The sequence below is a fragment of the Amycolatopsis sp. NBC_00345 genome, assembly GCF_036116635.1.
Taxonomy (GTDB): Bacteria; Actinomycetota; Actinomycetes; order Mycobacteriales; family Pseudonocardiaceae; genus Amycolatopsis.
Map to the genome: position 1 here is coordinate 5190754 of NZ_CP107995.1, position 20853 is coordinate 5211606.

The following is a 20853-nucleotide window of genomic DNA, read 5'->3' on the forward strand; positions in this document are numbered from 1 at the left end:
ATAGGCTAAGTGTCTGATTGCTGCGGAACATCCCGGACTGTGTACTGCACGGATGACAGAGCACAGATCACGCTGGAGACGCCGGGCCGGGATCACCCTCCTCGCCACCGCGCTCGGCGTCGCCCCGGTCGCAGTGCCCGCCGCGTACGCGGCCCCTCAGCCCCCGCCAACCCCAGCCGCCACCGGCAAGGCGCTCGACCAGGCCGACCGCGCGCGGGTCGCCGAGGCCGAGCGCGCCGGCAAGCCCGACGTCACCCTGCTCGTCGCCGCCGAACGCGGTCAGGCGAACGCGGCCGTGAACGACCTGAAGGCGCTCGGCGGCGTGATCCAGTCGAGCGACCCGAAGCTCGACTACGTGAAGGTCTCCGTCCCCGTCGCGAACGCCGAGAAGGCCGCGAAGCTCAAGACAGTGGACGCCGTGGACGTCGACGGCCTGATCCAGCGCGACGACCCGAAGCCCGAAGGCGCGGCGAACCCGATCCCGCAGCCGGCCCCGGGCAAGAACACCCCGCGCGTGAACCCCTACCTCCCGACCGGCGACACCTACGCCGCCCAGTTCGGCCAGACCTTCGGCAACTGGGACGGCAAGGACTCCACCGTCGCCGTCCTCGACTCCGGCGTCGACCTCGACACTCCCGCGCTGGCCAGGACCAGCCACGGCGAGCGCAAGATCGTCGACTGGTACAACGCCAACTCCACCGACTCCGGCGACGGCACCTGGGTCAAGCTGTCCACCCAGGCCTACGCCGGCGCGTTCACCGCGAACGGCCGCGCCTGGACCGCCCCCGCCACCGGCGGCCCTTACACGTTCGGCCTCTTCAGCGAGACCGCGGGCGATCTGGGCGGCGCCGGCAGCGAGACCGGCGGCGACCTCAACCGCGACGGCGACCGCAGCGACTCCTGGGGCGTGCTGCTCGACCCCGCCACGAAGCAGGTGCGCGTCGACCTCAACGGCAACGGCGACTTCACCGACGAGAAGCCGATGACCGACTACGCCAAGAACTTCGACGTCGGCTTCTTCGGTACCGACAACCCGGCGACCGACCTCGCCGAGCGGATGGCGTTTGTGGTGCAGACCGACAAGCCGGGCTACGTCAACATCGGCATCGCGGGCGCCGAGCACGGTTCCCACGTGGCCGGCATCGCGACGGGCAACGACCTGTTCGGCGGCAAGATGGACGGGGCCGCGCCGGGCGCGAAGGTGCTCTCGGTGAAGGTCTGCCTGAGCACCGCTTCCTGCACCTCGAGCGGCCTGCTCGACGGCGTCGTCTACGCGGCCAGCCACGGCGCGGACGTCATCAACATCTCCATCGGCGGCCTGCCGGCGCTCAACGACGGCAACAACGCGCGCGCCGAGCTCTACAACCGCACGATCGCCGAGTACAACGTGCAGATCTTCATCTCCGCCGGCAACTCGGGCGCGGGCGCGAACTCCGTCGGCGACCCGTCGGTGGCCACGGACGCGATCAGCGTCGGCTCGTACATCACGCGTGAAACCTGGCTGTCGAACTACGGCGCGAAGGTGAAGGCGGCCGAGGCGCTGCACCCGTTCTCCTCGCGCGGCCCGCGTGAGGACGGCGGGTTCAAGCCGGACATCATCGCGCCGGGCGCGGCGATCGCGACCGTGCCGCGCTGGGAGGCGCCGGGCCCGGTGGCAGGCACCTACCAGCTGCCGGCCGGGTACGCGATGCTGCAGGGCACGTCGATGGCGTCACCGCAGGCGACTGGCGCGGCCGCGCTGCTGGTGAGCGCGTACAAGGCGACCCACCAGGGCCAGCGGCCGCCGGTCGCGGCCCTGCGCTCGGCGATCAAGTCGACGGCGCGCTTCGTGCCGGGCATCGGCGCGTACGAGCAGGGCGCGGGACTGTTCAACGTCCCCGCCGCGTTCACCGCGCTGTCGCTCAACCCGAAGCCGGACGCGGTGACCACCGCGGTCGAGGTGCACACGGTGCAGGCGAACCTGCTCAAGACGCCGGGTGTCGGCGTCGGCATCCACGACCGCGAGGGCGTGACCGTCGGGAAGGCCTACACCCGCACGTACACGATCACGCGGACTTCGGGCTCCTCGAAGCCGGTGACGTACTTCGCGCGGTGGGTGGGCAACGACGGCACGTTCTCCTCGGGCTCGCTGCTGCAACTGCCGCTGAACAAGCCGGTGACCTTCGCCGTGAAGGTGGACCCGAAGTCGACCGGCGCGCATTCCGCGTTGCTGTACCTGGACAATCCGTTGACGATCGGCGTCGACGTGCAGACCATGAACACCGTCTTCGCGCCGGCCGAGTTCACGACAGCCACGGGTGACAAGTTCGAGGCCTCGGGCACGATCGCGCGCAACACGTCGGTGAGCTACTTCGTGCGTGTGCCGAAGGGCGCGAGCGCGCTGAAGGTCGACCTGGCGGCGGGCGGTGACCCGGGCAAGGGCCAGGTGCGGTTCCTGCGTTACGACCCGACGGGCGTGCCGGTGGACTCGAACACGTCCACGAACTGCTACAACCCCGACGCGGGGGCCGGATGTGCGGGCGGTTCGCCGACCAGCCGGACGCTGACCGACCCGTTGCCGGGCGTCTGGGAGATCACCGTGGAGGCCCGCCGTACGTCCGATGTGGACAGTGCACCGTACCGGGTCTCGGCTTCGGTGCTGGGCACCGCGGTGACGCCGAACCCGGACGACATCGCGTCGGCCACCGCCGGTGTGCCGCTGCAGCGGACGTACACGGTGCAGAACACGCTCGGCGCGTTCACGGGCCATCTCGTGGGCGGGACGTTCAGCAGCGCGTCGGTGCAGCGGCCGTCCATCGCCCAGGGCGCGTCCTCGCAGACGCAGCTGACGGTGACGCCGGGTTCGACGTCCCTGACCGTGACGATCGGCAACACCGCCGACGTCGGGGCGGACCTGGACCTGTCGGTGTACAACTGCGTGACGGGTTCTTGTGTGCTGGCAGGCCAAAGCGCCGACGGTGACTCCGAGGAGTCGGTGACGCTGCCGAACCCGGCGGCGGGCCAGTGGCTCGCGGTGGTCGACGGTTACGCGGTGCCCGCGGGCACCACCGCCTACGACTACTTCGACGCGTTCACCAACCCGGCCTTCGGTGCCATCACGGCGAACGACCCGTCGGCGGCGCACGCCTCGGGCTCGTCGTGGACCGTCCCGGCCACGGTGATCGCCGCGTCGGCCCCCGCGGCCGGCCGCGTCCTGCGCGGCGCCCTCTCCGTGGTGACCGACGCCGGTATCACCATCGGCGGCGGCACGGTGCTGGTGCGTGCGGTGAGCTAGGTCCCGGCCCAAGTCCGTTAAGGCCTCCTTACCCGCGTAGGACGCGGGTAAGGAGGCCTTAACGGAGATCAGGCGTTCGCGCGGCTGAGAAACGGGCCTGGATCGGCCAGGATCCGGTGGATCGTGCGTCCCGCCGCGCCCAAAGTGGCCGCGTCGCCGCGCAAGGTGGACGGGGTGAGCGTGGGGACGGAGCCGCGCAGGCGACCGAGGCGGGCAGCGAGCACGGAGTCCGCCGCAGAGGCCAGCCAGGGGAACAAAACCGCGAAGATCCCGCCCAGCACGATGTGGTCCAGGTCGAGCAGGTTGACCGCCGACGCGAGCGCGTGGCCGAGTGCCTCGCCCGCCGCCGTGCAAGCCGCAACAGCAGCGGTGGCCCCGGATTCCAGCGCCACAACCAAATCCGGCACCGACCGGACGCCCGCGGCCGTCAGCATCGCCTCCTGGCCCGCGTAGGTCTCCAGGCACCCGGCGGCACCGCAGCGGCACGGCGGGCCCGAAGGCGACACCACCACGTGCCCCAGCTCCCCCGCCAGCCCGTGCGCGCCGCGGAAGAGCGAGCCGCCGACGACCAGGCCCGCGCCGATGCCGACTTCGCCGGAGACGTAGAGGAAGTCGTCCCCGCCGGTGCCGAACCACAGCTCGCCGAGCGCGCCGAGGTTGGCCTCGTTGTCCAGGTCGACGGGCACCGGCAGGCGCAGCATCGCGGCCGCGCGCACGTCCCGCCAGCCGAGGTTCGGGGCGCTGAACACCACGCCGTCGCCGACCGGGCCGGAGACCGCGAGCACCGCGCCCGCCACCGTCAGCCCCAGCGTGGACGCCTCGCCGAGCGCCTCGGTGGCCAGCTTTTCCAGCTCCCGCAACACAGTCGCCGGCCGTGAGCCGCGATTGTCCCGCTCCCGGCGTTTCGTGAACCGGACCGTGCGCGCCAGGTCGAGCAGGCACACAGCCAGGTAGTCGACGTTGACCTCCAGCCCCAGCGACGCGATCCGCCCGCCGCTCAGCACCACCTCGACCCCCGGGCGGCCGCGTTCCCCCGCCCGCGCGGGACCGGTCTCGGCGAGGAAGCCGGCGTCCAGCAGATCACCGACCAGTTTGGACACGGTGGACTTGGTGAGCCCGGTCAGCTCCGCGAGCGCGGCGCGCGTGAGCGGCCCGCGCCGGCTGACCTCGCCGAGCACCACCTCGAGGTTGCGCGCCCGCATCGAGTCGTGCCGCACCGCCTGCGTCATCCCCGTCCCCTCCTCCCGGCACTGTAACCGGCGGGCCCTTGACGCCCGGGTCCACCGCGTCGCATATTTAGTCTAGAACGTGAACTAAATGAAGGGACAGTCATGGACGCCTATGCCCCCACCCCCGAGGACAAGTTCTCGTTCGGGCTGTGGACCGTCGGCTGGCAGGCCGCCGACCCGTTCGGCGTCGCGACGCGGCCGGCCCTCGACCCCGTGGAGAGCGTGCACCGGCTGGCCGAGCTGGGCGCCTACGGCGTGACGTTCCACGACGACGACCTGCTGGCCACCGAGCCGGACCGCGAGAAGGCGGTGAAGCGGTTCAAGGCGGCGCTCGCGACCACCGGCCTGCGGGTGCCGATGGCGACGACGAACCTGTTCACCCACCCCGTGTTCAAGGACGGCGGCCTGACCAGCAACGACCGCGACATCCGGCGGTACGCGCTGACGAAGGTCCGGCGCAACCTCGACCTGGCCGCGGAGCTGGGCGCGCAGACCTACGTCGTCTGGGGCGGGCGCGAGGGCGCGGAGTCCGACGCCGCCAAGGACGTCCGCGCCGCGCTGGCCCGGTACAAGGAGGGGCTGGACCTGCTCGCCGAGTACGTCGTCGCGCAGGGTTACGACATCCGCTTCGCGCTGGAGCCCAAGCCGAACGAGCCCCGCGGCGACATCCTGCTGCCGACGATCGGCCACGCGCTGGGCTTCATCTCGCAGCTGGAGCGCGCCGAGCTGTTCGGGCTCAACCCCGAGGTCGGCCACGAGCAGATGGCCGGGCTGAACTTCGTGCACGGCATCGGGCAGGCGCTGTGGCAGGGCAAGCTGTTCCACATCGACCTCAACGGCCAGCACGGGCCGAAGTACGACCAGGACCTGATCTTCGGGCACGGCGATCTGACCAGCGCGTTCTTCCTGGTGGACCTGCTGGAGCAAGGTGGCTACGAAGGACCGCGGCACTTCGACTACAAACCGCTGCGAACCGAGGACCCCGACGACGTCTGGGTTTCCGCCGCGGCGAACATGCGGACGTACCTGATCCTGAAGGCGAAAGCGGAGGCGTTCCGGAAGGATCCGGAGGTGGCCGAGGCGCTGGCGGCTTCCCGGGTGCCGGAGCTGTCCACGCCCACGCTCTCCCCGGGCGAGACCTTGGACGACCTGGCGGCGGACGACTTCGACGTGGAGGCCGCGGGTAAACGGGGGTACCACTTCACCCGGTTGAACCAGCTGGCATTGGAGCATCTGCTCGGGACTCGCTGACGCGCGGCCGCCGGGCCCGGGCGACGGCTCGGGTCCGGGTGGCAGCTCGGGTCCGGCGGTAGCTCGGTCCGGGTGGCGGCTCGGGTCCGGCGGTAATTTTCCCCCTGGTGGGGATTTCCCGATCCCGCTATCTTGTCTCCTCGCGGTGGCCGCGCCGCCGTATCGGGCTGCGCGCGGCCGGCCGGTGAACACCCAGGTCAGCAGCCAGCGAGGAGTGCCCATGACGTACGGCCTGCCGCCCGACCCGGACGCGCCGGGGCCGCAGCCCGGGGCGGCGGGGCCCGGGCTGGACGCCGCGCACTCCTCGCCGGACTCGGCAGCGGGGCCGGAGTCCCCGGTGCCCACCGCGGATTCGGAACCGGGACACACGCTTCCCCCAGCGGATCCGGGACCGGCGGCCCCGGCACAGGCACTGCCGGGCCCGGGGCCGGAGTACCGGGGGCCGGGCTATTCGGCGCCGGCGCTCGCAGGGCCGGGATACCCGGCACCGCCGAACCCGGTGCAGGGGCCCGGATATCCGGCACCGCCGAACCCGGTGCCGACACCGGAGCAGGGGCAGGGGCCGATGCCCGGATACCCAGCGCCGGGATACCCGCCCCCGAACCAGCAGTGGGCCCCCTTCCCCGGCCCCGGTGGGCAACCGCCGATGCCGCCACCCAAGGGGTCCGGGCCGGCCGCGGCCGCGCTGGTGCTCGGCCTGCTCGGGTGTGTCGTGCCGCTGCTGCCGATCAACATGGACCACGTGCGCGCGTACACCCCCTTCCCCTTCGCGGTGGTCGGGATCGCCCTCGCGATCGTCGGTTTCATCGGGCGCCGCCGCGGCAAGCCGATGGCCGTGGTCGGCGCGGTCCTGTCCGTGATCGCGCTGGCGCTGGGCACGATCATGGTCGGCGGCAACGTCATCGACCAGTCCACCCAGACGGGCGCGGCCCAGGTGTCCAGCGGCTACTCAGTGGAGGCGTGCGCGACGATCCGGACCGGGCCGAACAGTCCCGTGCGCACCTGCCCGGCCGCGACGGCGGTAGTCGGCGACGCGTCGTCGAGGTAACCCGCGAGCGTGCCGCGGACGACGACTTCCAGCTCGTTTTCCCCGCCCCGCAAGGCATCCGTGACCTCGGTCCGCCACGGTCCCCACACCAGCCGGTCGACCAGGGTGCCGTTGACCAGGACGTCCGCAGTGCCGCGGACCTCGCCGAGGTCCAGCACCACGCGGCCGGACGGCGCGGTGAACGTCGTCCGGTAACGGACATGGCCACCGAGCGCCCGTAGCCCCAGGTCCTCCCAGCTGACCAGCGACGTGGCCGCCTCGGCGACCTCGACCGTCACGGCGCCGTCGAGCAGCGCACCACCACGACGGCCGTCGACCGCCGTGAACTCCAGGCGGATCGGGGTGCCCGCGGCGAGTGGCCCGGGCAGCTGAACGTGGCCGTCAACGGGTTTGTATTCCACCTCGCCGACGCGCGCGAGGACGTCGAGCCCGGTCGGAACGGTGAAGGCGGTGGTGCCGAGCGGCGCCGGGAAGGTGAGGTGCTCGACGCGCTCACCGCCGGGCGCGACGTCCGGGACCACGGCGGCGACCACATTCCCTTGCGCCGCAGCGGGTTCCAGCCAGTACGCACCGGGCAGCGGGTGCGGCCGCGGGCCGGCGCAGAGGAACCGCGGGTCACGCGGGTGCTCACGGCGGAGCCCGCGCGCCGTCCACTGGGCCCCGCTGATCAGGCCGAGGCCGGGCGCGTCGAACGCCGCCGCCGCGTCGCCGGTCAGCCTCAGCACGACGTTGTTTTCGCCCGTCCGCAGGAACTCGCGCACGTCGTACGGGTGCACGCGGATCTCGCGGTGGCCGGGGTACGGGTTGAAGTCGCCCTGCTTGCCGACCTCGGTCCCGTTGACCAGCACGCTGCACGCGCCCTCGCTGGCGACGTGCACCACGGTGTCGTCCGGCAGCTCGTCGAGAGTGAAGGAGCAGCTGAGTTCGTCGCCGACCAGCCACTCCGGACGCCGGTAGGCCTCGACGTCCGCCACCACGGCGAAGGACGCCCGTAGCGCACCGTCGCGGACAGCGGTGAACTCGATCTCCACCGGCACGGTCCGGCCGGCGGTCTCCGGCGGGAGCGGGCTGAACGACTGGTAACCGCCCTCGGGCACCGGCAGCTCGGCGCCGTCCACCACGACCCGGCGGGCCGCGCCCGAGCCGACGGCGAGGAACAGCCCGCCGCGGTCCGGCAGCGCGAGATGCGTGCGCACCGCGACGCGACCGCCCGCGTCGACGTGCCGCCAGTCCAGGAACTCCTCGGGCACGTAACCCTTGGGGCCCAACGTGTCGTTGTGCATCGGGTCCTTGTGCAGGCCTCGGGAGAGCGACCACAACGCGGGCCGCCATTCGCCGTCGCCGTCGCGCACCTCGGCGAACGGACCGTACGTGGCCGTCACCGGGCCGCTGATGTGCTCGAAGCGCCAGACCTCCAACGGCAGGGTGCCGGTCCGGGACGCGGCGGCCAGGTCGCCGTCGGAATTGTCCAGTGTGGACTCCGCCCGGGCCAGCCACGGTCCGGGCAACTCAGCGGCGGTCACGACCGCGCCGAGCGGCCGGGTGTCCGCGGGCGGCAGGTCGTCCCCGAGCACGACCAGCGAGATCGGGCCGTCACTGAACGGCACGGTGAAGGCGCCGTCCTGAATGGACAAGTCGACCCGGCGCCCGGTGCGTGGGTCCCAGCGCTGCGCCCGCGCGGGCAGGCCCTGGGTGCGGACATGCGCGACCCGGTCCCCCGGCGGCACGAAGTCGTACCCGTCCTCGCGCAGCTGCCGCCAGTACTCCTCCCACGGGAACCCCTCGGCGGCCCAGTTTTCGTTGTCCAGCCGGACGATCGGGGCGAGAGTGCCCGTTGCGTCGTCGTGCGCGGTGAGCAACAGCACAAAGGCGTCACCACAGCGGCGGAGCAGGAACGGCGCGTCGGCCTGGACGTCCCCGGCCGCCAGCGCCGCCGGAACCTCGTCGGCACGCTCGACGACCACGACGTTCGCCAGGACAGGGTTACCCACACAGACCACGCGGCCACCGGCGTCGGCGAACTCCGCGAGCTTCGCCGCAGCAGCCGGGTCCAGCACCGTCACATCGGGCAGGATCACCGAACGGTAGGTCTCGCGGCCGATCTTCAGTCCGTTGTGGACGATCTCCCCGCCCGCGATGGTGGCCTCGTCGAGCGTGTCGTGGTCGATCCCGGCGCTTTCGAGGACACCGCGCCGCTCGGCGAACCACGCGCTGACGCCGTTCAGCTCGTGGTAACAGGCGGCGGCGCGCTCGGCCGGCGGCAGCGGCCCGTCGAGGGTCAGGTACGCCTGCGCGGTCGACGTCGGCGACAACAGGATCGTGTCGCAGACGTGCTCCCCCGCGGTCAGCACCGAGCAGAGCCGGGTCACCGCGGTGGCGAACTGGTGGTACGACGGCCAGTACGGCTGCCGCCAGCAGGTGGACGGCGGCGCCCACTCCCACCAGCCGCCGGCCGTCGAGTAGTAGACCGCGTGCGGGTCGTACAGGTTCGCGCCGCGGCGGAGGAACGGCGCGAGCCAGTCGTAGGTCTCCTCCAGCGTGCCGCCCCAGCCCGAGGAGTGGAACGCCTCGATCCACGTGCGCGGGCGGCCGTGCGCGTGGGCCAGCGAGCTGTGCACCTTCGGGTCGCCCCAGTGGTCGCTGCCGGGCGCGCCGAACCCGGAGTGGGTGCCGAGGTAGTCGCCGTAGACCTGCACGCCGCCGACCGGGTCGCCCTCCCGCGCGGGCGTCGGCTGGTCGAACCCGCAGATCAGGCCGCGGTCGGCGAACCAGGCGTCGAGTGGGTCGAAGAACGCGCGACGGGCCAGGCGCGCGCGATGGTCGTGGTAGTCGCGGCGGTGGCGGGCGGACTCCTCGTCGTCCCCGTCGAACAGCGAGGCCAGCGGCAGGTCATAGCCGTAGTGCTCGGCGAACGTCTCCGCGAAGTCCCGGCCCCACGTGGGCATCGCGGGCAGCTCGTCCTGGAAGAAACCCGGGATGACGGTGCCGAACCAGCGCCCGACGTGCCGCTCCAGCGTGCCGTGCACCTGGTCCAGCAACGCCGCGCAGGCCTCGACGCCAAAGTAGTCGAAGCCGCTGACCTGCACCTCGACCCCACCGTCCCCACCGTCCCCACCGTCCCCGCCGTCTCCGCGCCGCAGCGCGAGGCCGGCGAAATCCGGGTTCCCGGCGGTGAGCCGGCCCTGGAAGTTCGCGCCGGAGAACCCGATCTGGTCGTACATCCACAGATGGAAGCCGAGTTCTTCGGCGTCCTCGCAGGCCTGGTCGAGCAGTTCGAGCCATTGTGGACTGAGGAACGGCGGGTCGTCCGCGACCGAGCCGAACATCGGCCCGGTCGGGGCGAGGCACATGACCACTGCCTGGCGGACGCCCTGCGAGACCAGGTGCTCCATCTGGCGCCGCAGCCGCTCCCGCGTCACCGGGGCGCCGCTCCACCACCAGATCGGCAGCGGGCTGTACTCGGGGCCGGGGTCGAGAAACCGGTGCAGCAGTTCGTCCGCGCTCATGCCAGTGCCCGCTCCGCTTCGATCTGTTCCAGTGACTTGCCTGAGGTGTCGGGCATGAAGAAGAACCCGACCACTCCGCTGATCACCAGGCAGGCGCAGAGCAGCGCGGCGATGACGCCGATCCCCGCGCTCGCCAGCACCGGCACGAAGAAGCTCCACACCCCCAGCACCGTGCGCGCGACGCCGAAGGTGAAGCCCTGCGCCGTGCCGCGCAGCAAGGTCGGGAACAGTTCCTGGCTGAAGATCTTGTACACCGCCTCGCCCGCGATCGCCGAGCCGATGCCGAACAGCACGATGTTGGCCACGATCACCGGGACGTTGAAGGGAAAGATCAGGAACACCGCGTAGCTGGCGACCTGCATGACCGCACCGGTGCCCCAGAGCGCGCGCCGGGTGCGGTGGCCGCGGTCGATGTAGCGCATGAACGGGATCGTCGCGAGGATGCCGATCACGAAGCCCGCGCACGACAACGCGACGCCCGCGGCCTGCCCGCCCGCGTGCAGCGTCTGCACGATGTACGGCGTGAACAGCCCGGAGGTGCCGGCGGCCAGGCCCCAGAACAGGTAGACGGTGCCCGTCCAGGCCAGCGCCTTCAGATTCGCGCCGTGGAACAGGGCCTGGAAGCGCTGGGTCACGCCGGCGGCCGTCGCGGACTGCCAGCGCGCCGATTCGGCCAGGCCGCGCCGCATCGCCCAGGTGACCAGCGCGACCACGAACAGGTGCAGGAACACGATCCTGATGCCCAGCAAGTCCAAACCGGACAGTGCCAGCGCCAGCAGCAGGACCACGACGGGCCCGGCGTTCCACGCGATCTGCGTGAAGCTGAGCAGCTTGCCGCGGTGCTTCGACGGCGAGAACTCGCCGACCAGCGCGAGCGAAGTCGGCACGTCCGCGCCCACCGCGACCCCGACCACGAAGGTGCCGATGAACAGCATCGGCGCGTTCACCGCGAGCGCGATGCAGAGGATGCCGAGCGCGTAGACGAGCAGGTCGTACTTGTAGATGCGCTTGCGCCCCAGCCGGTCCCCGAGCCGGCCGCCGGCGAACGCGCCGAGCGCGCACCCGATCGCGTTCGGCCCGATGGCCGCGAGCGCCCCCAGCGCGCCGCTGCTGAGCCCGAGGTAGACCTGGAACAGCGCCAGCCCCGACCCGAGGGCCACGATGGACCCCGCGTCGAGGTAGGACGCCATCCCGGCGAGCACCGACCACTTCCACTGCTGGCGGGTCACGGTGTCCTCACCGCTGCCTGCCGAGGTACCGACCACTTCGGGAGCTGGCATGGATCACTTCTCCTCGTCGACGGTGACGCGGACCGATTGAAACGTATTAACGGTGGAGGGTAACGGCCGTCACAGCCGTGCACAACCGCTTGTTCGTGGCCGATTTGGCGAGGTGAATCGTTTCATTTTTGTGTTATGTGCTGAGGGTGGTGTTTTTATGACGCACCGTGGCGGCCCGGGCGGCAGCCCTGACAACCCGGCGGCCCGGCGAAAATGGCGCGACACCCGCGCCGTCCACTTCGTACACTCCCGGCAACGCGTTGACGGAGACGAGTAGCGCGGGGAGCACGCGAGCACCAGAGAGCCGCCGGCGGTGGGATGGCGGCCTCGCGCCCCGGGTGAAGACCCTCCCGAGTGCGGGGAGGAACGGCGGCCCCGGCCGTCCCATGCCCCGCCGGCCGGCCGCCGTGACCCGGCCCGTCGAGGCCGCCGGCCCCCAACCGGCGGCGAAAGTGCGGTGGCACCGCGAGTTCCCTTCTCGCCCGCACTCCCAAGGGGTGGCCGAGCACGCTCCGGGAGAGTGATGATGTCTCGTACCCTGGTGGCCGACCTGCGCGAACACGCGGGCGCCACCGTGAAGATCGCCGGCTGGGTGCACCGCCGGCGCGAGCTGAAGTCCGTGACGTTCGTGGTGGTCCGGGACCGGTCCGGCACGGCGCAGGCGGTGTTCCCGCACAGCCCGCCGGTGACCGAGGAGACCGTGGTCGAGGTGACCGGGCGGGTGACGGTCAACGCGCAGGCGCCCGGCGGCGTCGAGCTGACCGACGCGGTACTCACCACGATCGCCGAGCCGTCCGCGCGGCCGCCGTTCGACCTCTACCGGCCCGCCGTCTCCGCCGGGCTTCCGTCCATATTGGACAATGCTGCCGTCGCGCTGCGGCATCCGTTGCTGCGCAGGCGGTTCGAGGTCGCGGCCGCGAGCGTGGCCGGGTTCCGGCGGACGCTCGACGCGCTGGGCTTCACCGAGGTGCACACGCCGAAGATCGTCGCCACCGCGACGGAGTCCGGCGCGAACGTCTTCGAGCTGGACTACTTCGGCCGGCCCGCGTACCTCGCGCAGTCACCGCAGTTCTTCAAGCAGGCCATGGCCGGCGTGTTCGAGCGGGTCTACGAGGTGGGCCCGGTCTTCCGCGCCGAGCCGCACGACACCGCGCGGCACCTGGCGCAGTACACCAGCCTCGACGCGGAGTTCGGCTTCATCCGCGACCACCGGGACGTGATGGCCGTGCTCCGGGACGTCGTCGCGGGCATGGCGGCGGCCGCCGCGCCGCTGGCCGAGGTCCCCGACGTGCCCGCCGAGATCCCGGCCGTCGACTTCCGTGCGGCGCAAGGGCTTCTGGCCGAGCACACCGGCGAGGACCCGCGAGGCGAGCCCGACCTCGCGCCCGCCCACGAGCGCTGGCTGTCGGACTGGGCACGGCGCGAGCACGGTTCGGAGTTCCTGTTCGTGACCGGCTACCCGATGGCGAAGCGGCCGTTCTACACCCACCCGGCACCGTCCACCCCGGACTTCTCGAACAGCTTCGACCTGCTGTTCCGCGGCCTGGAGCTGGTCACCGGCGGGCAACGGCTGCACCGGCACGCCGACTACCTCGCGGTCCTCGGCGACCAGGCCGCGCACCACACGGACTACCTGACCGCGTTCGCCCACGGCATGCCGCCGCACGGCGGGTTCGCGATCGGCCTGGAACGCTGGACGGCGCGCCTGCTGGGGCTCGCCAACATCCGCGAGGCCACGCTGTTCCCACGCGACCTCCACCGCCTACGCCCCTGAGCGACCCTGTCGGCGTGCCCCTGAAGGCCACCTTCAGGGGCCTACATGCCCTGAAGGTGGCCTTCAGGGCATCGGCGCGACTCAACGAATGCCAGGGCAGTCACTTCTCGGCGAAGGTCAACGACCCGAGCGCGCCCACCAGCGGCGCCAGTTCCGGCAGCTCCCCGGCCTCGGCCAGCGCCGCGGCGAGTGTGGCGTCGTGGGTCGGCCGGGCGGCGGCGAGCAGCTGCTTCCCGGCCGGCGTCACCTCGGTGTAGATGCCGCGCCGGTCCGTCGCGCAGAGGTAACGCGAGAGCAGCCCCCGGTCCTCGAGCCGCGTGACGAGCCGCGTGGTCGCCGACTGGCTCAGCACCACGGCGCCGGCGAGCTGGTTCATCCGCAGGTGGAAGCCGTCCTGGCGGGCGAGCACGTCAAGCACCGTGTACTCGCTCACCGACAGCTCGTGGTCGCGCTCCAGCTCCCGCTGCAGCCGGTCCTCGATCCGCGCGTGCAACGCGGCCAGCGTGCGCCAGCCCTGTGCCCGGGCCTCGACAGCGTCATCAGCCAGTGACACGGTTCACCCCTTCTCGCGACCGCCCCCGGTTGCGAGAGCTTCGTTCCGTCGTGCATCATCAAGCGTGTGCAACTAACCGCGTCTGCAAGTATTGCTCACGCTCCTAATTGCTGACGCCACTGTACCGGGAACGGAAGGAAGAGGTGGTCACTCCATGAAAATCGACCTCAGCGGGCGCATCGCGCTGGTCACCGGCTCCACGGCCGGCATCGGCGAGGCCACCGCGAAGGCGCTGGCCGAGGCGGGCGCCGACGTCGTGGTCAACGGCCGCAGCGCCGAGCGCGTCGCCGAGACCGCGAAACGGCTCGGTGTGCGCGGGATCGCCGCGGACGTCGGCACCGCCGAGGGCGTCGCGGCGCTCGTGGAGCAGCTGCCCGACGTCGACGTGCTCGTCAACAACGCGGGGATCTTCGCCGCCCAGCCGGTGTTCGAGATCCCGGACGACGAGTGGCTGCGGTTCTACCAGGTCAACGTCCTCTCCGGCGTACGGCTCACGCGGCACTACGCGCCGCGGATGACCGGTCGCGGGTGGGGCCGGGTGATCTTCGTCAGCAGCGAATCCGGGATTCAGACGCCGGGCGAAATGGTCCACTACGGCATGACGAAGACGGCGCAGCTGGCGCTGTCGCGCGGCATGGCCCAGGAGGTCGCCGGCACCGGCGTCACCGTGAACAGCGTGCTGCCGGGCCCGACGCTGACCGAAGGCGTGCGGGAGTTCGTCGCGAGCCTGTACCCCGACCCCGACCTCGACTTCGCCGAGGCGGAGCGGAAGTTCATGGCCGAGGACCGGCCGACCTCGTTGCTGGGCCGGCTGATCCGGCCCGAGGAGGTGGCGAACCTGATCGCCTACGTCGCCTCGGACCAGGCCTCGGCCACCACCGGCGGCGCGCTGCGCGTCGACGGCGGCGTGCTGACCTCGATCATCCCCTGATTTCCTTACCCCAGAACAAAGAAAGGGTCTTCTCTTGACCAGCGTTCCCACCACCAAGCTCACCAACGGCGTCGAGATGCCGCAGCTCGGCTTCGGTGTCTTCCAAGTACCGGACGCCGACACGACGACCGCGGTGAAGGCCGCGCTCGAGGCCGGCTACCGCAGCATCGACACGGCCGCGGTCTACGGCAACGAGGCGGGCGTCGGCCGGGCGATCGCCGAGTCGGGCATCGCGCGCGACGAGCTGTTCATCACCAGCAAGCTGTGGAACGCCGACCAGGGTTACGACGAGGCCCTGCGCGGTTTCGACGCCGGCCTGGCGAAGCTCGGGCTGGAGCAGCTCGACCTGTTCCTGATCCACTGGCCGGTGGCCAAGTACGACAAGTACGTGCCGACGTGGAAGGCACTGGAGAAGCTGTACGCCGACGGCCGCGTGCGCGCCATCGGCGTGTCCAACTTCCAGCCGGCGCACCTGCGCCGCGTGCTCGACGAGGGCAGCGTGGTGCCGGCGGTGAACCAGATCGAGCTGCACCCGTACCTGATCCAGGCAGAGCTGCGCGCGTTCCACGCGGAGCACGGCATCGTCACCGAGGCGTGGAGCCCGCTGGCACAGGGCGGCGACCTGCTGGCCGAACCGATCGTCACCGGCCTCGCCGCCAAGCACGGCCGCAGCCCGGCGCAGATCGTCCTGCGCTGGCACCTGCAGCTGGGCAACGTGGTCATCCCGAAGTCCGTCACGCCGTCCCGCATCGCGGAGAACTTCGACGTCTTCGGCTTCACCCTGCCCGACGCCGACGTGCAGGAACTGTCCTCTTTGGACCGTGGCCGCCGCGTCGGCCCGGACCCGGACGTCCTGGACGCGCGGTGACCGCTTCCTACCGGACGATTTGCCCGCGCAGCACGGCTTGGGCCAGCACCGCGGGCGTTCCCGCGGTGCTGTCGACGGTCAGGTCGTAAGCAGTGCCGTGATCGTGGACGCTGCGGTAGTGGCCTCGCGCGAGCCCGGCCGGACTGCGCCTGCCGCGTTCCCGCTGTTCGGCCACCGCCAGCGGGCAGGTGACGCCCACCAGCAGCACCTCCAGGCCCGACAACGCGTCCATCCACTCCGGCAGCAGGTCCGGAGTCAGCAGCAACTCGTCGATGACCAGGTCGTCGCCCCCGCGCGCGAACGCGGCGGCGGCGGCCCGGGCGGACCGCAGCATCCGGCGTCCGGCTTCGCCGTAACGGATCACCACCGACGGCCGGCCCTCCTCGTCACTGCCGGTGCGGTCGTACCAGAACCCGTCCCGGCTGAGCGGACCGTCGCGTCCCCCGCCCCAATTCGACGGAACCAGGCTGAACAACGTGTCGATACCCCAGTAGACGAACGGGGTTTCGCTTTCGTCCTGGATGGCCCGGGCCAGGGTGGTCTTGCCCGCGCTCGACGTCCCGTTGAGGAAGATCACCCGGCCTGGGCGGTCACCGCTCCGCATCCGGCGAGGGTATCCGGCGGCCTTCTTGCTTGGCACGGAGAAGTACGCACCGGAACACTGCAGGAGTGATCGAACTGCGGGACTGGGTGGACGACTACGCGGAGTCCGGGGCCCGGCTCGCGAACGTCGCCGCCGCCCGGCACGGCGCCGTGGCCGAGGTGAGCTATTGGGTCGCCGCCGGGGCGCGTCCGGCCGCCGGTGGTACCGCAAGCCCGCGACGCCTACGGCTTGAGCGCCACCCCGCCCAGGGTCATCAGGTTCAGGTCCGTCAGCGGGGTCATCCGGGGACCGTCCGGCCACCAGTCGTGCAGGTAGGCGAGGCCGGGGTCGAGCAGGTCGAGGCCGGTGAAGAACGACGCGATCTCCGCGCGGCTGCGGTGGACGGTGCCGAGGCAGGTGCCTTCGAACTCCGCGTCGAGGGTGTGGGCGAGAGCCTGCCGGGGCGGGTCGTCCGGGGGCTCGTGGTGATGGGTGAGCAGCAGGTACGAGCCGGACGGCAGCTCGTCGACGTAACTGCGCACGATGTACTGCGCGCGGTCCAGGCTCTCGACGTGGTGCAGGATCGAGCAGAGCAGCACCGCGACCGGGCGCTCGAAGTCCAGGTGCCGGTAGACCACCGGGTCGCCGAGCGTGGCACCCGGGTCGGTCAGGTCGGCGCCGGTGATGTGGGTGTGCTCGTTCTCCTCCAGCACCGCCCGGCCGTGCACCTGAACGACCGGGTCGTGGTCCACGTAGACCACCTCGGCGCCGGGGCGGTGCCGCTGCGCGATCTGATGGGTGTTCTCCGCGGCCGGCAGGCCCGAGCCGAGATCGAGGAACTGGTCGATGCCGCGCTCGGCGGCCAGGTGGCGGACCACCCGCACCAGCCACGCCCGATGCTCGCGCGCCATGACCTGGGCGTCCGGCGCGATCTCCAGCAGCCGGCGCAGCGCCTCGCGGTCGTCCTCGTAGTGGTCCTGGCCGCCGAGCAACGCGTCGGACAGCCGTGCCTGGCTGACCCGGCCGCCGTACAGCCGGTCCGGGCGCGCGGTCCCGGAAACCAGGTCCCCAGGCGTCATCCGGCACTGCCCCTCTCACCGCCGCCGCCCGCGGTTCCCGATCCGGGCGTGGTCTGCGCGCTGTCCGGCAACGGACAGTGCACAGACTACGACACCGCGTTCACGGGGAGAACCCACTCCCCACAGCCTGACCTACCTGCACTAACCCTCTCCGCCGATCAGGAGAACGCCAGTTCTGCCCAATGCCCTCCGCCATCGGTCGTCCGGTACACCGCGGAGCCGCCGTCGGAATCCGGCAGTCCGTCCACGACCACGCCGGTGCCCGCGCCGGGGAAGTCCAGGTCCGCCAGCGCGAAGCCCCGCTCGCTCAGCCGAATGGTGCTCCAGGTGTGGCCGCCGTCGGTGGTGCGGTGCAGGAACTCGACACCGCCGCCCACGGCCGACACGGTCGCGTCGTCCGCCGTCGCGGCGCTGAAGCCCTGCGTGATGCCGGTGACCGGCGCCTGCTCGGTGCCGGTGAACGAGCCGCCCAGCTTCGGCGCCCGCCAGATCGACCGCTCGGACGAACCGGGCTGCGGCTGCCCGCCGCCGCTGTTGCACAGGACGATCACCTGGCCGTCGCGCACGCCGCCGAGCACGGCCCTGGTCCCCACCGGGCACGGCCGCGTGGCCGGGGTGAACGCGACGCCGTCGCCGGAAGTCCAGTACTTCTCCACATTGAAGTCGGCGTCGAGGGCGATCTGCACTCCGCCGTCGGTGGTGACGTCGCCGTCGGTGAGCCCGCCGGTCACCTCGAAGCCGGGCAACGGCGTCAGCAGTGGCGCCCCGGCCTTCCCGCTGTAGATGGCGGTTTTTTCGATGTCGCCGTAAGTCCTGATCACCGCGAAGACCCGGCCGCCGGCTTCGGCGATCTTCGAGACGTACCGTCGCTGGCCGGTGTCGCCGGCCTGCTGCACCGGCGCCCAGTGCTTGCCGCCGTCGCGCGTCACCACGATCTTCGTGCCGTCGGTGACGTACAGGAGCTGCTCGCTGAACGCGGTCAGCCGGACCTGGTTGTGGTTGTCCGGCAAGGACATCGGCGGCGCGGGGAGCTGCCGCCAGCTCTTCCCGCCGTCGGCCGTCGCGAGCAGCGACGGGCACCAGCCGGGCGTGCCGCAGTCGGTGAAGCCGAGCACCAGGCCGCGCTCCGGACTCGTCCAGGAGGTCGACGACGGCGCGAAGCCGGCCGGCACCACGGGGTCAGCCGAAGCCGGGGAGGCCACGGCGACCACGCCGAGCACGGCCGCCGCGAGGGCCACAAACCGAGTGAGTTTCATGTCCGGCAGGACGTGCGGAACGGGGCGAGGTTGCCTCCGATGATCAACAGTTCAGCGCCCCGGCGCGCCCGCCAGCCGTTCGTCCAGCTCAGCCTGGTCGGCGACGAACCACACGTGCCGGCCGCGGTTGGACTCGCGCACGACGTCGCGCAGCACCGGGCTTTCCGCGACGTACGCGCTGACGTCGCCGAGCACCGCGAGCCGGTACTGGTAGGCCACGAGTTTCGAGAAGAACCCGCCGATCAGCCGGCTGTCCATGTCGAAGAACCGCGGCGCGAAGCGCTCGACCGGGATCACCAGCAGCTCGGCGTCCAGGCGGTAGACGCCCGCGATCGTGTCCAGCGCGTCCTGCTCGGTGGCCAGCTCCGGGCCCTCGGCCGGCGCCGTCCACACCTGGACCCCGTGCCGCCGCACGACTTCGGTCATGGCCGCCGCCCGTCACCGAGCGGTGTCGCCGGAAAAAGCGTCGTCACAATGCCTCCGATAGGTCGGCGACCAGCCGCAGCAGGTCGGCGCTCCCGGCCAGACCGCCGATCACCACGAGCTTCAGCCGGGCCCGGTCCGGGTCGTGCACGGTCTCCACCCGCAGGCCCTGGCCGTGGATCGACGCGTGCACGTGGGTGGTCAGCCGGCCGGCCGTGGCCCGGTCGATGCCCTCGAGTTCCACGATGCTCGTCGCCTCGGCGCTGCGCGGAGCCGCCGAAGGCGGTGGGGCGCCGGTGAAAGCGGCCAGGTCGGCGGCCGAGATCCGGTACTGCTTGCCGATGCGCACCGCCTTCAGCCGCTCGTCGCGCACGTAGCCGCGCACCGTGCGGACGTGCAGTCCGAGGCGGTCCGCGACCTGTTCGACCGAGTACAGCTCCTGCGCCATTTCACTCCCTATAGCGCCTCAAAGTACCTCGGATGTGTACAGATAGGGAAGTTTGAGGTAGTAATCACGGGTGCTGTTTCATGGGCAAGACCCCCGGGTAATTCCGTCTCGCCCGCCGGGCGAGACGGAGGTGCGCGGCTGATGACCGACGCGGAGGAGCTCGACGCGGGAACCACCGCGAGACGGTTCGATCTGGGGCTGTTCGGTCCCCCGCCCTCGGTGGTCGCCGGCCGCTATGTCCTCGGCGACCTGCTGGGCGAAGGGGCCACCGCGCGCGTCCACCGGGCCCACGACCGGCTCCTCGACCGCACCGTCGCCGTGAAGCTGTTCCACCCCGGCACCGTCGAACTCGGCCGCGACCGGCGTGCGCAGGAAGTGCAGGCGCTCCAAGCCGTCCAGCACCCGGGCCTGATCAGCCTCTACGACGCGGGCACCGACGAAGGCCACGCGTACCTGGTGATGCAGCTCGCCGAAGGACCGAACCTCGCCAAGCGGCTGCTCGGCGGGCCGCTGCCCGGCGACGAGGTGACGGAGCTGGGCGCCCAGCTCGCCGAGGCACTCGCGCACGTGCACGCCCACCACGTGACGCACCGGGATCTCAAGCCCGCCAACATCTTGCTCGCCGGCGACCGGGCGCTGATCGCCGATTTCGGCGTGGCCCGGCTGGTCGACGCGACACGCGTGACGGCGACCGGGGCCACCGTCGGCACCGCGGCCTACCTCGCGCCCGAGCAGGTGCTGGGCGAACGGCCCGGCCCGGCCGCCGACGTCTACGCGCTCGGGCTGGTGCTGCTGGAGTGCCTGAGCGGGGTACGCGAGTACCAGGGCACGCCGGCGGAGTCCGCCGTCGTCCGGCTGCACCGGCAGCCGGACGTGCCGGAAGGCCTGCCCGAGCCGCTGTCGACGACGCTGCGCGCGATGACCGCCCGCGAGCCGGAAACCAGGCCCACCGCCGCGGCGGCCGCCCGCGCGCTGCGAGGCGAGGGCGAAATCCCGCCGCCCCCGCGCGGCCGGCGGCGGCTGGTGCTGTTCGCCTCCGCGGCCGCGGTGCCGGTTGTGCTCGCGGCCGTCGGCGCCGCGCTGCTGCTGAACTTGACCACCCCAGCCAACGGCGCCGGCCCCGAGCCCGCCCCGGCGCCCGCGGTGAACCCGCCGGGCAGCGGGGCGCCGGTCCCGATGCCGGCCGCGTCGGTGAGCCCGCCGACGGTCACCGTCACCCCCCGGACGCCGGTGGTGAAGGGCAAAGCCGGACGCAAGGCCGATCGCCCGGCCAAGACCAAGGCGAAGGTCCCGGGCGGCCGGCACCGCGGCAAGGACCCCCGGCCGAGGTGACGGCGCGGGCCCGGTGAC

The 20853-nt window shown here is 71.8% G+C and carries 16 protein-coding genes; 7 read left to right on the top strand and 9 right to left on the bottom strand.

Annotation, left to right across the window (positions count from 1 at the left end):
• The first annotated feature begins 52 nt into the window (after positions 1-52).
• Positions 53-3274 carry a S8 family serine peptidase gene (locus tag OG943_RS23080; protein WP_328611879.1) on the top strand — a complete coding sequence of 1074 codons (3222 nt, stop codon included), beginning with the start codon at positions 53-55 and terminating at the stop codon, positions 3272-3274.
• Positions 3275-3342: 68 nt separating this feature from the next.
• Here OG943_RS23080 and OG943_RS23085 read toward each other — a convergent pair whose 3' ends face one another.
• A complete protein-coding gene (locus OG943_RS23085) occupies positions 3343-4503 on the bottom strand; it encodes an ROK family transcriptional regulator (protein WP_328611880.1) in 1161 nt (386 codons plus the stop codon).
• A 102-nt stretch (positions 4504-4605) separates the two neighbouring features.
• Between OG943_RS23085 and xylA the strand changes: the two genes are divergently transcribed.
• Together xylA and OG943_RS23095 are read left to right on the top strand one after the other, a co-directional pair.
• The gene (gene xylA, locus OG943_RS23090; protein WP_328611881.1) at positions 4606-5754 is read left to right on the top strand and encodes a xylose isomerase; all 1149 of its coding nucleotides are present in this window, start codon (positions 4606-4608) and stop codon (positions 5752-5754) included.
• A 220-nt stretch (positions 5755-5974) separates the two neighbouring features.
• A complete protein-coding gene (locus OG943_RS23095) occupies positions 5975-6802 on the top strand; it encodes a hypothetical protein (RefSeq protein WP_328611882.1) in 828 nt (275 codons plus the stop codon).
• On the opposite strand, the gene OG943_RS23100 is transcribed toward OG943_RS23095, so the two are convergent.
• Positions 6700-10308, bottom strand: coding sequence for a hypothetical protein (locus OG943_RS23100; protein WP_328611883.1), 3609 nt, complete (start codon positions 10306-10308; stop codon positions 6700-6702). The genes OG943_RS23095 and OG943_RS23100 overlap by 103 nt on opposite strands.
• Complete coding sequence (locus OG943_RS23105; RefSeq protein WP_328611884.1) at positions 10305-11588, bottom strand: MFS transporter; 1284 nt, start codon at positions 11586-11588, stop codon at positions 10305-10307. Before OG943_RS23105 ends, OG943_RS23100 begins: the two co-directional genes overlap by 4 nt.
• Positions 11589-12111: 523 nt before the next feature.
• Between OG943_RS23105 and aspS the strand changes: the two genes are divergently transcribed.
• Positions 12112-13362, top strand: coding sequence for an aspartate--tRNA(Asn) ligase (gene aspS / locus OG943_RS23110; protein ID WP_328611885.1), 1251 nt, complete (start codon positions 12112-12114; stop codon positions 13360-13362).
• Positions 13363-13462: 100 nt separating this feature from the next.
• On the opposite strand, the gene OG943_RS23115 is transcribed toward aspS, so the two are convergent.
• The gene (locus tag OG943_RS23115) at positions 13463-13915 is read right to left on the bottom strand and encodes a MarR family winged helix-turn-helix transcriptional regulator (protein ID WP_328611886.1); all 453 of its coding nucleotides are present in this window, start codon (positions 13913-13915) and stop codon (positions 13463-13465) included.
• 154 nt (positions 13916-14069) lie between these two features.
• Here OG943_RS23115 and OG943_RS23120 point away from each other — a divergent pair, with 154 nt between their 5' ends.
• Positions 14070-14846, top strand: coding sequence for an SDR family NAD(P)-dependent oxidoreductase (locus OG943_RS23120; RefSeq protein WP_328611887.1), 777 nt, complete (start codon positions 14070-14072; stop codon positions 14844-14846).
• A gap of 34 nt (positions 14847-14880) precedes the next feature.
• Positions 14881-15714, top strand: a complete 834-nt coding sequence (locus OG943_RS23125; protein ID WP_328611888.1) for an aldo/keto reductase — start codon at positions 14881-14883, stop codon at positions 15712-15714.
• A 7-nt stretch (positions 15715-15721) separates the two neighbouring features.
• On the opposite strand, the gene OG943_RS23130 is transcribed toward OG943_RS23125, so the two are convergent.
• From OG943_RS23130 to OG943_RS23150, 5 genes are all read right to left on the bottom strand, one after another.
• Positions 15722-16318, bottom strand: a complete 597-nt coding sequence (locus OG943_RS23130) for a chloramphenicol phosphotransferase CPT family protein (protein WP_328611889.1) — start codon at positions 16316-16318, stop codon at positions 15722-15724.
• Between the two features lie 221 nt (positions 16319-16539).
• The gene (locus OG943_RS23135; protein WP_328611890.1) at positions 16540-17376 is read right to left on the bottom strand and encodes an SAM-dependent methyltransferase; all 837 of its coding nucleotides are present in this window, start codon (positions 17374-17376) and stop codon (positions 16540-16542) included.
• Positions 17377-17534: 158 nt separating this feature from the next.
• Positions 17535-18632, bottom strand: coding sequence for a sialidase family protein (locus OG943_RS23140; RefSeq protein ID WP_328611891.1), 1098 nt, complete (start codon positions 18630-18632; stop codon positions 17535-17537).
• 51 nt (positions 18633-18683) lie between these two features.
• The gene (locus tag OG943_RS23145) at positions 18684-19058 is read right to left on the bottom strand and encodes a DUF4180 domain-containing protein (RefSeq protein WP_328611892.1); all 375 of its coding nucleotides are present in this window, start codon (positions 19056-19058) and stop codon (positions 18684-18686) included.
• A gap of 43 nt (positions 19059-19101) precedes the next feature.
• A complete protein-coding gene (locus OG943_RS23150; RefSeq protein WP_328611893.1) occupies positions 19102-19503 on the bottom strand; it encodes a helix-turn-helix domain-containing protein in 402 nt (133 codons plus the stop codon).
• Between the two features lie 141 nt (positions 19504-19644).
• On the opposite strand from OG943_RS23150, the gene OG943_RS23155 reads away from it, so the two are divergent.
• Positions 19645-20835 carry a serine/threonine-protein kinase gene (locus OG943_RS23155; protein WP_328611894.1) on the top strand — a complete coding sequence of 397 codons (1191 nt, stop codon included), beginning with the start codon at positions 19645-19647 and terminating at the stop codon, positions 20833-20835.
• Positions 20836-20853: the final 18 nt, after the last annotated feature.

Excerpts from the sequence above, each read along its gene's own strand:
- OG943_RS23080 (WP_328611879.1), top strand. The coding sequence starts at position 53 with ATGACAGAGCACAGATCACGCTGGAGACGCCGGGCCGGGATCACCCTC.
- OG943_RS23085 (WP_328611880.1), bottom strand. The coding sequence starts at position 4,503 with ATGACGCAGGCGGTGCGGCACGACTCGATGCGGGCGCGCAACCTCGAG.
- xylA (WP_328611881.1), top strand. The coding sequence starts at position 4,606 with ATGGACGCCTATGCCCCCACCCCCGAGGACAAGTTCTCGTTCGGGCTG.
- OG943_RS23095 (WP_328611882.1), top strand. The coding sequence starts at position 5,975 with ATGACGTACGGCCTGCCGCCCGACCCGGACGCGCCGGGGCCGCAGCCC.
- OG943_RS23100 (WP_328611883.1), bottom strand. The coding sequence starts at position 10,308 with ATGAGCGCGGACGAACTGCTGCACCGGTTTCTCGACCCCGGCCCCGAG.
- OG943_RS23105 (WP_328611884.1), bottom strand. The coding sequence starts at position 11,588 with ATGCCAGCTCCCGAAGTGGTCGGTACCTCGGCAGGCAGCGGTGAGGAC.
- aspS (WP_328611885.1), top strand. The coding sequence starts at position 12,112 with ATGATGTCTCGTACCCTGGTGGCCGACCTGCGCGAACACGCGGGCGCC.
- OG943_RS23120 (WP_328611887.1), top strand. The coding sequence starts at position 14,070 with ATGAAAATCGACCTCAGCGGGCGCATCGCGCTGGTCACCGGCTCCACG.
- OG943_RS23130 (WP_328611889.1), bottom strand. The coding sequence starts at position 16,318 with ATGCGGAGCGGTGACCGCCCAGGCCGGGTGATCTTCCTCAACGGGACG.
- OG943_RS23135 (WP_328611890.1), bottom strand. The coding sequence starts at position 17,376 with ATGACGCCTGGGGACCTGGTTTCCGGGACCGCGCGCCCGGACCGGCTG.
- OG943_RS23140 (WP_328611891.1), bottom strand. The coding sequence starts at position 18,632 with ATGAAACTCACTCGGTTTGTGGCCCTCGCGGCGGCCGTGCTCGGCGTG.
- OG943_RS23145 (WP_328611892.1), bottom strand. The coding sequence starts at position 19,058 with ATGACCGAAGTCGTGCGGCGGCACGGGGTCCAGGTGTGGACGGCGCCG.
- OG943_RS23150 (WP_328611893.1), bottom strand. The coding sequence starts at position 19,503 with ATGGCGCAGGAGCTGTACTCGGTCGAACAGGTCGCGGACCGCCTCGGA.
- OG943_RS23155 (WP_328611894.1), top strand. The coding sequence starts at position 19,645 with ATGACCGACGCGGAGGAGCTCGACGCGGGAACCACCGCGAGACGGTTC.